The organism is Plantibacter sp. PA-3-X8, assembly GCF_003856975.1.
Lineage (GTDB): Bacteria > Actinomycetota > Actinomycetes > Actinomycetales > Microbacteriaceae > Plantibacter > Plantibacter auratus.
Window position 1 is genome coordinate 667,850 of sequence record NZ_CP033107.1, and the last position, 10,754, is coordinate 678,603.

The window sequence follows — 10,754 nt, forward strand, 5'->3', positions numbered from 1 at the left end:
CCCGAAGGTCCGACACCGCACGGCGGGTACTACTTGGCCGCGACCACCTGAAGGGTGATCGTGGCGACGATCTCGTCGCGGAGGCTGATGGTCGCCTCGTGCTCGCCGACGTACTTGATCGGGGTGTGGATCTCGATCTTGCGCTTGTCGACCTCGCCCAGCCCGGCTTCCGCCACGGCCTTCGCGATGTCGGCAGGCTTCACGGAACCGAACAGACGGCCTTCGCCACCCGTCTTGACCGTGAGCTTGACCTTGGTGGCCTGGAGGCGAGCCTTCAGGTCCTGGGCCTCTTCGATCGTGGCGTGCTCGCGCGCAGCGCGGGCCGACTTGATCTGTTCGACCTGCTTCTCGCCACCGCGGGTCCACGGGGTCGCGAAACCCTGGGGAACGAGGAAGTTGCGAGCGTAGCCGTTCTTGACGTCGACGACGTCACCAGCGGAGCCGAGGCCGGAGACCTCGTGCGTCAGAATCACTTTCGACATGTGCGGCGCCTCCTAGCGGCCAGAGCCGGCGTAGGGCAGGAGCGCCATCTCGCGTGCGTTCTTGACCGCACGTGCGATGAGTCGCTGCTCCTGGACGTTGACACCGGTGATACGACGAGCGCGGATCTTTCCCCGCTCGGAGATGAACTTGCGAAGCGTGGCGACATCCTTGTAATCGATGACGCCAACGCGGATCGCCTTCGCGGGAGCGACGTTCTTGCCGCCCTTAGCACCGCGGGCAGGCTTGCGGCGGTCGCCGCTCGACTTTCCAGCCATGGTTGTTCCTTTGCGTGTGAATGGAGTGATCGGCTAGCCGGCAGAACCGGACCGATCGAATCTGTTTAGAAGGGGGTCTCGTCGCTGTAGCTGCCCGGAGTGTTCCAGGCATCTGCACCGCCGTTGCCGCCAGAAGCTGCGGGTGCGCTCTGAGCCCAGGGCTCGTTCTGCTGCACCTGCGGAGCTCCGCCGCCGCGCTGCTGACCACCGCCGCCGCCACCCGAGGGTGCACGGCTGATGGTCGCGGTCGCGTACCGGAGCGAAGGGCCGATCTCGTCGACTTCGAGTTCCATCGAAGTCCGCTTCTCGCCTTCCTTCGTCTCGTAGGAACGCTGCTTGAGACGCCCGGTCGCGATGACGCGGCTTCCCTTGGTGAGCGATCCGGCCACGTGCTCGGCGAATTCACGCCAGACGCTCGCGCGCAGGAACAGCGCTTCGCCGTCCTTCCATTCGTTCGTCGCGCGATCGAAGTTGCGCGGCGTGGAAGCGATGGTGAAGTTGGCGACAGCCAGGCCGTTCTGCGTGAAACGCAGTTCCGGATCGCTGGTCAGGTTGCCCACCACGGTGATGACGGTCTCGCCGGCCATGAGCCCTAGGCTTCCTTGGTCTCAGCCGCAGCCGGAGCCGCGTCTGCCTTGGGAGCCGCGGCGACAGCAGCAGCGGGCTTGGCGGCAGCCTTGCGGGCGGCCTTCTCTTCGCTTCGCTTCGTCTCGGTGGCGACCTGAGCGATGGCCTCTTCGGCACGCAGCACCTTGGTGCGCATGACGGCCTCGGAGAGCTTCAGCTGGCGGTCGAGCTCCTGCGTGGCAGCGCTCGATGCAGTGAAGTCCACGACGGCGTAGATGCCTTCGGTCTTCTTGTTGATCTCGTAAGCGAGACGACGACGGCCCCAGATGTCGACCTTGTCGATGGTTCCACCATCGTTGCGGATGACGTTGAGGAACTTGTCGAGGCTCGGTGCAACCGTGCGCTCGTCAATCTCGGGGTCGAGGATGACCATGAGTTCGTACTGATGCGTCACTAACCCACCTCCTTCGGACTCGAACGGCCACAGACTTTCTGTGGCAGGAGGGTGTAAGCATCGTTGCGATCGGGCGAGAACAGAGCGGACGCACCCGGGCAACCTTCACAGCGTACCGGACGGGAGCCCGTACCGCCACCGCTGGCCTGTCGCGGAGCCGCCGCGCGTGGGATGCTGGACCCGATGAGCAGCCCAGCCAGCCGACAGCGCGCCGACCGACTGATCGGTCTCGACCTCGCGCGCTTCCTCGCGCTCATCGGCATGATGGCCACGCACGTCTGGGCCTTCGACATCGCGACCGGTGGACACACGCCGATCACGGCGGTCCTCTCGGGCAAGGCCGCGGCCCTGTTCGCCGTGCTGGCCGGGATCGGGATCGTGCTCACGAGCCGCCGCGACCTCGCCGCCGGTTCCCCCGCGGCAGCGCGCCTCAACCTCTTCGGGCGCGGCTTCGCCCTGCTCGTCCTCGGCCTCACCCTCGGCGTCCTGCCCGGCGGCATCTACGTGATCATCGCCTACTACGGCGTGACCTTCTGGCTCGCGATCCCGGCCGTCACGTGGCGTCCGCGCACGTTGCTGATCGTCGCGGCCGTCTGGGCGGTGGTCTGGCCGATCTGCTCGCAGGCGCTCCGGGTGCCGCTCAGTGGCGTCGACTCCCCCGAGATCGGCAGTGCGTCCTGGTTCGACGTCTCGGGCGGCGGGTTCGCCCGCGGGCTGCTCCTCACCGGCGTGTACCCGGCGCTCACCTGGATCGTCTACGTCCTCGTCGGGATGGCCGTCGGCCGGCTGCTCATGGATGCGCGGGCGAACGGGACACTGCGGCGCTTCGCACTCCGGCTCGCGGCGATCGGACTCGTCGTCGCCATCACCGCGGATCGCCTCGCCGCCCTCCTCCTCGGTCCCGTCGGCGGTGTCCAGGGCATCGCGCGCGCCTGGACCGGCGGCCTCGAGCCCGATCCGACGACGATCACCGCCGTCGAGGACGCCCTCGCCGAAGGGATGTACGGCACGAGCCCCACGGAGTCCTTCTGGTGGCTCGTCGCCCGCGCCCCGCACTCGGGCACCACGCTCGACCTCGTCTTCACGATCGGGATCGCGGCGGTCGTCATCGGCCTGTGCCTGGCACTCGGCACGGTCCTGAACCGCGGCTGGTCGCTCGCACTCCTGCCGGCGACCGGCGCCGGGGCCGCTCCGCTCACCGTCTACTCGGCGCACGTCTTCATGGCGTCGGTGGGTGCCTTGATCGCCGCGATCGCCGGGACGTATGCGGACACGGCGTGGCTCATCTCGAGCCCGCAGCTCTGGCTCATCCACGTCGCCGGTGCGCTCCTCCTCGGCTGGATCATCGCCCTCACCAAGCGTCGCGGACCGCTCGAGACACTGGTCCACGCGGCCGGCCGGGCACTCACCGTCGCCGCGAACCGCCCTGGTCGGACGCCCGCGACGATGACGCCCGTGCCTGAACCGCACGGAACACCGCACGTACGATGACCGGTCCGACGACACGAACCTCGACGCTGGACACGCGACCACTCACGGAACGGATCGACCGACGCGCACTCCGCGAGTACCGCACGGGCCTCCCGGGCGAGGTCCGTCCGCCACTCATGGCGGCGATCTGGCCCGCCGTCGTGCTGGTGGTGCTGCCGATCCTCTTCCTCTCCGCCTGGTGGTTCGTGCTCGAAGACGGCTCGATGCCGGATGAGCCATGGGACTGGTCGGCCCTGATCCTCCTGCCCTACCTCGCGCTGCCCGTCGGCATGCTCGTCCTGCTGGTGCGCACGGTCCGACGACGCAGCGGCGTCCGCCAATACCGGCTGGACCGGTTCGCGCGGGCGAACGGCCTGAGCTACCGGCCGTTCGCCATACCGGTGGCGCTGCCCGGGCTCATCTTCACGATGGGTGGGACGAGCGTCGTCAGGGACCTGCTGTGGCGCGACGGCAGGTCACCGCTGTCCGTCGGGAACCTGCGCACGACCATCGGCTCGGGACGGAACCGCAAGGAGCACCGCTGGGGCTACGTGGCCCTCCGGCTCCCCGTGGCGCTCCCCCACATCGTCCTGGACGCCGTCGGCAACAACTCGCTCCTGCACCCCCGCCTGCCCGTCACCTACGCCAAGGATCAGCGACTCTCACTTGAAGGCGACTTCGACCGCCACTTCCAGCTGTACTGCCCGCGCGGCTATGAGACCGATGCCCTCTACCTCTTCACGCCCGACATCATGGCGAGGTTCATCGACACCGTCGCCGAGCTCGATGTCGAGATCGTCGACGACCATCTGTTCCTCTACTCGCCGAAGGACCTCTCGACCCTCGACCCCGAGGTGTGGACGTGGCTGATGTCGGTCGTCGACATCCTGACCGAGCGCATCGCGCAGTGGGAGCGCTGGCGGGATCGCCGTCTGGAACCGGTCGACGCGGCGATGATGCCGGGTTCGTTCCCGCTGATCCGTCCGCCCCGAGGGGTGGCCGGGCAGGGCCGACGTCTGTCCCGGCGGACGGGATGGTGGTGGGTGATCGGGCTCGCCCTCGCCGTCTACGGGTGGTATCTCATCATCGGCGACGCGGTCCGGGCGATCACCGGCGGCTGAGCCCGTCCCAGCTCGCGAACTGTCACTTCGGCACAGTGCGGGCCGCGCACACTCGCATCAAGTGACAGTTCGCGGGCTCAAACGCGAGTGATGAGTGCTTGGCGCGCGGCGACGGCTGCTGCGGCGAGCTGGTAGTAGACCGTGATGATGCCGATGACCTCATCCGTCGTGGCCAGGGTCCGGCGCACGGTGCGGTCCCCGACGCGCTCGACACCCGGGATCCCGACGGCCATCTCGGCCGCGACGGTGAGTGGCAGATCGACCTCGAGGACCAGTTCCTCCGGCAGCACCGGTCGCGGCAGCTCGGCGTGACCCCGGACGGCACGCTCTGCGGCTGAACGCACGACCTCTCTGGCCACCGACGGCGCGAGCGAATTCGTCGCGGCGTACCCGTGAGCGATCTTCACCTCGGCGACCGCAGCACCGGGGATCCGATCCCGCACGACCTCGCAGATGACATCGTCGCCCGTCACGAGACCGACCGGAACACCGAGCGATGCCGCGTACAGGGCGTTGACCTCCGCCTCGGACACCGCCTGACCGTTGATCCGGACGCCCGTGAAGTGACTGGAGAAGGTGTGCGCGAGGACTCCCGGCCCGCCGGCGGGCGCGTGGTAGCCGATGAAGAGCGCGAGGTCGCAGTCGGCCGTGAGCCCCTCGGCCATGCACTGCAGCTTCGGGCTCCCGAAGACGAGACGGGCCCTGGGATCGAGCAGTTCGTGCAGGAAGTTGTCCATCGTGCCGTGCGAGTCGTTGACGACGACCTCCGTAGCACCCCCGTCGAACGCACCGGAGATCGCCGCGTTCGTCTCCAGCGTCATGAGCTCCTGGGAACGCGGGTATCCATGCCCGCCGCGGACCACCTGATCGAACGTCGCGATCCCCGCGATGCCCTCCATGTCGACCGACAGGTACACCTTCACCGCACTCATACCGGAAGTCCCTGGCTCGAACGCAGGGCGTCGACGGCGACGCGGGCCACCGTGCCGATCGCGCGGTCGGCATCAGGGTGGCGCAGTTCGAGGCTCGACTCCCGGAGGAACACCCCCACCGCGTACCGTCCGCCGTCCGGGTACTCCACGACGCCCGCCTCGTTGCGGATGAAGAAGAGCGTGCCCGTCTTGCCGCTGACCTTCACGCGGGAATCGGGGAATCCTGCGACGAGTCGATGTGACCAGGCCTGCAGCCCGAGCACCCGGCGCACCTCGGCCGCAGCGGCCGCCCCGATGACCTCGTCGCGCCAGACGGCCGCCAGCAGCGTCGTGATCTCGCGGGGCGTCGTCCGGTCATTCGACTCGGGGTTCGAGACCCGTGAGGACTGCAGCTGAGCGAGATCGGCGGCGGTCAGGGTCCCGGCCCGGAGGCGAACCTCCAGTTCGCCCAGTGACTCGCCGAGGTCCTCGGCCATCATGCGGAACAGTGCGTCGCAATCCACCGGGACGACCGTCCGCTCGAGCCCGAAGCTCCGCATCGTGGCGTTCACCGAGTCGAGGCCGACGAGGTCGGTGATGAGGTCGGTGGCCCGGTTGTCGCTGACCGACATCATCAGGACGGAGAGGTCGCGGAGCGACAGCTCGACGTCGTCGAGGAGGATCGAGAGACCGGTCGGCCCGTCGGTGCGGCGTTCGTCGGCTCCGACGCGGATCCGCCGTCGTGGGTCGAGGGCCCCGGCCTCGTACTGCCGAGCGAGCTCGACGAGTACAGGCAGCTTGAAGACGCTCGCGGTGACGACGTCGGTGTCGGCGTCCAGCCCGACCTCGACGCCCGAGTCGATGTCGACGGCGTGCACGTATCCGCGGACACCGAGCGGCTCGAGGACCGATTCGATCCGAGCTGCGATGACCGGATCGGAGTCTTGAGTGATCGTCATCCACCCAGTATCTTCGTGCACCAATGGAGCCGATTCGTCCAAGAGTCCAACTCTTGGGGGTTCGAGCTGTTCGATCGAGCAGAAACGGGTCAGATGAACGAGCAGCGCTCACCGGATCGAGTCACCACTGCAGCGACGCTGGGGCGGCTGTTCGATCGACTCGGCTCCACGCTGCTCTCGCTGGAGGCAGGGCACCTGGATGCGAGCACGCAGGTGTCAGCGGTCGTCCTCTACGACCCGCTCGACCCGCCGACGATCACGAGTGGCACGATCGTGCTCGGCGTCGGTCTCACCGGCCCGGAGCAGATGGCGGCCCAGATCCGCTCTCTCGCGGCGGACGGGGCGGTCGCGCTCGTGGTGCGTGAACCGGTGCCGACGAGTCGCGAGGTCGCCGAGGCCATCGCCGAGAGCGACATGGTGCTCCTCGGGCTGATCCGCGGTGCGTCCTGGATCCAGGTGGCGACCATGCTGAACTCGACACTGAGCCCCGAGGGGTCGGAGAGCGGCATCGTCGGCTCGGGGACGGATGCGGCGGCCGAGCTCTTCGAACTCGCCGACGCGGTCGCCGCTCTCCTGCAGGCACCCGTCACGATCGAGAACCTGTCCTCACGTGTGCTGGCGTTCTCCGCCGACCAGGCCGGCACGGATGAACCGCGGCGGCAGACCATCCTCGGCCTGCAGGTGCCCGACGTCTACGGCGACATGCACCGCGCCCAGGGGGTGTTCCGCCAGATCTACACCTCGCCGACACCGGTCTTCGTGAAGTCCGTCGTCAGCGGGAGCCTCCCGCGGGTCGCGATGCGGGTGAAGGCCGGCGAGGAGGTCCTCGGGTCGATCTGGGCGGTCGTCGAGGAGCCGCTCACGGCCCAGCGGGCCCAGGGCATGGTGGAAGCCGCGCGTGTCGTCGCGCTCACCATGCTGCGAGCGCGCGTGGCGTTCGACGCTTCCGCTCGACTGCGGCTCGGGCTCGTCAGCATGCTGCTCGACGGCGGCATCCGCGCGCGGGAGGCGGCGACACAGCTCGACATCGCCGCCGACGCCGCGTGCGTCATCGCCCTCGGACCCGGCGAGCGCGGAGCAGGCGACGAAGCGAGATCGGAGGCGGAGCTGCAGCGGGTGACGAGCACCTTGAACATGTACCTGCAGCCGATCTACCCGAGAGCCATCGCCGCGCTCCTCGGCGGAGTCATCTATGCGGTCGTCCCGCTGCGCGCGGCCGAGGAGCGGATGCAGTCCGAGATGGTGCAGCTCGCGCGCGAGTTCGTGTCGCGGATGGACGCGCCGAGCCGGTTCTTCGCCGGCGTGGGGAGCGTGGTCCCGAGTGTGTCGGAGCTCACCGAGTCGAAGGCCGAGGCCGACGGAGCCCTCCGTGTGCTCCGGAGCCGTGCGGTCGTCGGCGAGCAGGTGGCGACCGCCGACGAGGTGCAGGTGGATTGGCTGATGCTGCGGATCTCCGATTCGCTGGCGGTCGACGGGATCGTCGCGACCGGCCCGCTCGCGACCCTCCGCACCTACGACGCGCAGCACGGGACCGAGTTCGTCGCGACACTCCGCTCCTGGTTGGACCATTTCGGGGACGTCCGTTCGGCATCCCAGGCGATGCATGTGCACACGAACACGTTCCGCTACCGACTGAGTCGACTGTCCGAGATCGCCGGCATCGACCTCGACGATGCCGCCAGCCGATTCGGTCTGATGCTGCAGCTCCGTCTGCTCGGCTGATGCGATCGCGGACTGTTCGATCCGACGATCGGGACGTCGATACTCGTCCGATCACACGATGATCGGTTCGAGGGCAGGGCGCAAGGTTGAACAACCGGTGACGTAACCGTCATCCGCCGCCCGCACATCGAACAGAAGGCCGATCGAATGACCGTACGCGCCCTCGCCACCGCGGCCCTCGCCGCAGTCGGCATGCTCGCCCTCGTCTCCTGCAGCGCCGCCGCACCGGGAGGGTCGTCCTCCGAGGACTTCGCCGAGGACGGCACGTTCACGACGATGATCTCGCAGGACCCCGGCGACCTGAACCCGCTCGTCACCAACCTCGTCTCCGCCCAGTTCGTCAACGCCTACGCCTACGACTCCCTGCTCTTCGTCGAGCCGTCGACGGGCGACCCCAAGCCGTATCTCGCCACGAGCTGGGAGGACGGCGCGGACCGCGTCTCCTTCACGCTGCGGGACGACATCACCTGCTCGGACGGCACACCGTTCACCGCCCAGGTCGCCGCCGACAACTTCTCCTGGGTCGCCGACCCCGCCAACGGCTCCCCGCTCATGGGCACGACCGTCCCGGCCGGTACCGTCGCGACCGCCGAGGGTGACGTCCTGACCGTCACGACGCCCGGCCCGTCGCCCTTCCTCCTGAAGATCATCGGCTCCGCCGCCCTCGCATGTCCCGCCGCGCTCGAGGACCCGAAGGCGGCCAGCGCAGCCAGCGTCGGCACCGGTCCGTTCACCATCACCGAGGTCGTGCCGAACGACCACATCACGCTCGAACGTCGCGACGACTACACCTGGGGCCCTGACGGTCTCACGACCGCCGCAGCCGGGGTGCCGAAGACGGTGACCGTCAAGATCGTCACCGACCCGAGCACCGCCGCGAACCTGCTCCTCGCCGGCGAGCTGAACGCCGCTCCCGTCACCGGCGCCGATGAGGAACGCGTGATCGGCGCGTCGCTCGACTCCCGCTCCTACTCCGCGATGTCCGGCGAGATCATGTTCAACCAGTACGAGGGGCTGCCGACAGCCGATGTCGCGGTACGCCAGGCGCTCATCCAAGCCGCCGACCTCGACACGTACACGACGATCAACACCGCGGAGAAGGGTGTGCGGGCGACCTCGCTCCTCGCTCCCGAACCACTCATGTGCACCTACGACAGCGTCGACGGCGCGGTCCCGGGCTTCGACGCGAAGGCGGCCGCCAAGACGCTCGCCGACGTCGGCTGGACGAAGGGCGCCGGCGGCAAGCTGGAGCGCGACGGCAGTCCACTCGCCATCAGCGTCGTGTACATCAACTCGATCGATGCGCAGAGCGCCGGTGCGGAATACCTCGCCGGACTCTGGGAGGAGCTCGGCGTCACCGTCAAGCTCGTCGGTGGTGACCGCAACGCCCTCCTGTCGAACACCTTCTCGGCGCCCGACCCGAGCTCCTGGAGCGTCGTGCTCGGTCTCACCATCCAGACCAACACCCCGTCGATCCTCCCGCCGTACCTGTCCGGAGCGACCCCGCCGGACGGCATCAACTTCGCCTCGGTCGACAACCCGGAGTACACCGAGCTGGCCACCACGGCCGCATCGCTCGCCGGCGACGAGTCCTGCGCGACCTGGGAGCAGGCGGAGCGCGCGCTGTTCGAGTCGGCCGACATCATCCCGATCTCGATCACGAAGAGCAACATGTACTTCAACGGCGCCACGACCGTGATCGACCCCTCCGGTGGGCTCATCCCCGGTGCCGGCATCCGGGTCCTGAAGTAGCGGTCGCCGGCATCATGACGCAGCAGCAGATCGCATCGACGACCGGGAGCGGCGCCCTCACGGCGACGCGTCGACCCCGCCAGGGCCGCGCCCGCGGCACCTGGAGCGCGTTCCTCCTCCGGAGGCTCGGTCGCCTCGCGATCTCGATCGTGGCGCTGGTGACCGTGTCCTTCTTCATGATCCGCCTGGTCCCCGGTGACCCCATCCGGAACGCGCTCGGCATCAACGCCACGCCCGCTGTCGTGGAGGCCCGCAGGGAGGCCCTCGGGCTGAACCTGCCGCTCTGGGAGCAGTACCTGCGTTTCTGGCAGGGGCTGTTCACGGGCGATCTGGGCGAGTCGTTCTCGCTCCAGATCCCCGTCTCGCAGATCATCGCCCAGCGTCTCCCCGCCACCCTCGAACTCGCACTCCTCGCCCTCGTGACGATGCTCGTGTTCGCGATCCCGATCGGTCTCGCCGCCGCCGCACTCACCCGCGGCGGGCGCCGACGAGGTCTCGAGCTCGGCTACACCTCGGTGAGCGGATTCTTCGCCGTCGTGCCGGAGTTCCTCATCGGCGTCGGCCTCATCTACGTGTTCGCCGTCCAGCTCCACCTGCTGCCGGTCGCCGGCCGGACAGGACCTGCGTCGTACCTGCTCCCGGTGGCAGCGCTCTCGATCGGCAGCATCGCGGCCATGTCCCGCATCGTGCGGGCCGAGGCCCTCACCGTGCTCGACCAGGACTACATCCGGACGGCTCGGGCGAAACGCATGCCGGCCTGGCGCGTCTACCTGCGACACGCGCTGCCCAACCTGCTCACCTCGGCGCTCACCATCGGCGGACTCGTCCTCGGCGGGCTCATCGCCGGAACGGTCCTCGTGGAGACGATCTTCTCCTGGCCGGGACTCGGGCTCACGATCGTCAACTCCATCAGGGACAAGGACTACCCGGTCGCCCAGGGCGTCATCATCCTCTACGGACTCATCGTCCTGCTCGTCACGCTACTCGTCGACGTGGTCCTCGTCCTGCTCGACCCCCGCAGCGCGCTGAAGGAGAACTGA

General features: G+C 68.6%; 11 protein-coding genes. 5 read left to right on the forward strand and 6 right to left on the reverse strand.

Going from position 1 to position 10,754, the window contains the following annotated elements:
* Positions 1 to 29 precede the first annotated feature (29 nt).
* The 4 genes from rplI to rpsF form a co-directional block, all read right to left on the reverse strand.
* Complete coding sequence (rplI, locus tag EAO79_RS03250; RefSeq protein WP_056010352.1) at positions 30 to 482, reverse strand: 50S ribosomal protein L9; 453 nt, start codon at positions 480 to 482, stop codon at positions 30 to 32.
* A gap of 12 nt (positions 483 to 494) precedes the next feature.
* Positions 495 to 758 (reverse strand): 30S ribosomal protein S18, encoded by a 264-nt coding sequence (rpsR, locus tag EAO79_RS03255; RefSeq protein WP_056010351.1) that lies wholly within the window; start codon positions 756 to 758, stop codon positions 495 to 497.
* 65 nt (positions 759 to 823) lie between these two features.
* Entirely contained in the window at positions 824 to 1,345 is a 522-nt protein-coding gene (locus EAO79_RS03260) for a single-stranded DNA-binding protein (protein ID WP_064295656.1), read from the reverse strand.
* A 5-nt stretch (positions 1,346 to 1,350) separates the two neighbouring features.
* Positions 1,351 to 1,758 carry a 30S ribosomal protein S6 gene (rpsF, locus tag EAO79_RS03265; protein ID WP_194718777.1) on the reverse strand — a complete coding sequence of 136 codons (408 nt, stop codon included), beginning with the start codon at positions 1,756 to 1,758 and terminating at the stop codon, positions 1,351 to 1,353.
* 204 nt (positions 1,759 to 1,962) lie between these two features.
* Between rpsF and EAO79_RS03270 the strand changes: the two genes are divergently transcribed.
* Both EAO79_RS03270 and EAO79_RS03275 read left to right on the forward strand, forming a co-directional pair.
* Entirely contained in the window at positions 1,963 to 3,270 is a 1,308-nt protein-coding gene (locus EAO79_RS03270; protein WP_164486885.1) for a heparan-alpha-glucosaminide N-acetyltransferase domain-containing protein, read from the forward strand.
* Complete coding sequence (locus EAO79_RS03275) at positions 3,267 to 4,370, forward strand: hypothetical protein (protein WP_124767775.1); 1,104 nt, start codon at positions 3,267 to 3,269, stop codon at positions 4,368 to 4,370. Before EAO79_RS03270 ends, EAO79_RS03275 begins: the two co-directional genes overlap by 4 nt.
* Before the next feature lie 77 nt (positions 4,371 to 4,447).
* On the opposite strand, the gene EAO79_RS03280 is transcribed toward EAO79_RS03275, so the two are convergent.
* Complete coding sequence (locus tag EAO79_RS03280; protein WP_206428276.1) at positions 4,448 to 5,302, reverse strand: M55 family metallopeptidase; 855 nt, start codon at positions 5,300 to 5,302, stop codon at positions 4,448 to 4,450.
* Positions 5,299 to 6,240 (reverse strand): serine hydrolase, encoded by a 942-nt coding sequence (locus EAO79_RS03285; protein WP_124767776.1) that lies wholly within the window; start codon positions 6,238 to 6,240, stop codon positions 5,299 to 5,301. Before EAO79_RS03285 ends, EAO79_RS03280 begins: the two co-directional genes overlap by 4 nt.
* A 93-nt stretch (positions 6,241 to 6,333) precedes the next feature.
* On the opposite strand from EAO79_RS03285, the gene EAO79_RS03290 reads away from it, so the two are divergent.
* From EAO79_RS03290 to EAO79_RS03300, 3 genes are all read left to right on the forward strand, one after another.
* Entirely contained in the window at positions 6,334 to 7,962 is a 1,629-nt protein-coding gene (locus EAO79_RS03290; RefSeq protein ID WP_124767777.1) for a CdaR family transcriptional regulator, read from the forward strand.
* A 147-nt stretch (positions 7,963 to 8,109) separates the two neighbouring features.
* On the forward strand, positions 8,110 to 9,714 hold the full coding sequence (locus EAO79_RS03295) for an ABC transporter substrate-binding protein (RefSeq protein WP_124767778.1): 1,605 nt from the start codon (positions 8,110 to 8,112) through the stop codon (positions 9,712 to 9,714).
* Positions 9,715 to 9,728: 14 nt separating this feature from the next.
* Positions 9,729 to 10,754, forward strand: coding sequence for an ABC transporter permease (locus EAO79_RS03300; protein ID WP_124767779.1), 1,026 nt, complete (start codon positions 9,729 to 9,731; stop codon positions 10,752 to 10,754).

Excerpts from the sequence above, each read along its gene's own strand:
- EAO79_RS03260 (WP_064295656.1), bottom strand. The coding sequence starts at position 1,345 with ATGGCCGGCGAGACCGTCATCACCGTGGTGGGCAACCTGACCAGCGAT.
- EAO79_RS03275 (WP_124767775.1), top strand. The coding sequence starts at position 3,267 with ATGACCGGTCCGACGACACGAACCTCGACGCTGGACACGCGACCACTC.
- EAO79_RS03285 (WP_124767776.1), bottom strand. The coding sequence starts at position 6,240 with ATGACGATCACTCAAGACTCCGATCCGGTCATCGCAGCTCGGATCGAA.
- EAO79_RS03270 (WP_164486885.1), top strand. The coding sequence starts at position 1,963 with ATGAGCAGCCCAGCCAGCCGACAGCGCGCCGACCGACTGATCGGTCTC.
- EAO79_RS03295 (WP_124767778.1), top strand. The coding sequence starts at position 8,110 with ATGACCGTACGCGCCCTCGCCACCGCGGCCCTCGCCGCAGTCGGCATG.
- rpsF (WP_194718777.1), bottom strand. The coding sequence starts at position 1,758 with ATGGTCATCCTCGACCCCGAGATTGACGAGCGCACGGTTGCACCGAGC.
- EAO79_RS03290 (WP_124767777.1), top strand. The coding sequence starts at position 6,334 with ATGAACGAGCAGCGCTCACCGGATCGAGTCACCACTGCAGCGACGCTG.
- EAO79_RS03280 (WP_206428276.1), bottom strand. The coding sequence starts at position 5,302 with ATGAGTGCGGTGAAGGTGTACCTGTCGGTCGACATGGAGGGCATCGCG.
- rpsR (WP_056010351.1), bottom strand. The coding sequence starts at position 758 with ATGGCTGGAAAGTCGAGCGGCGACCGCCGCAAGCCTGCCCGCGGTGCT.
- rplI (WP_056010352.1), bottom strand. The coding sequence starts at position 482 with ATGTCGAAAGTGATTCTGACGCACGAGGTCTCCGGCCTCGGCTCCGCT.
- EAO79_RS03300 (WP_124767779.1), top strand. The coding sequence starts at position 9,729 with ATGACGCAGCAGCAGATCGCATCGACGACCGGGAGCGGCGCCCTCACG.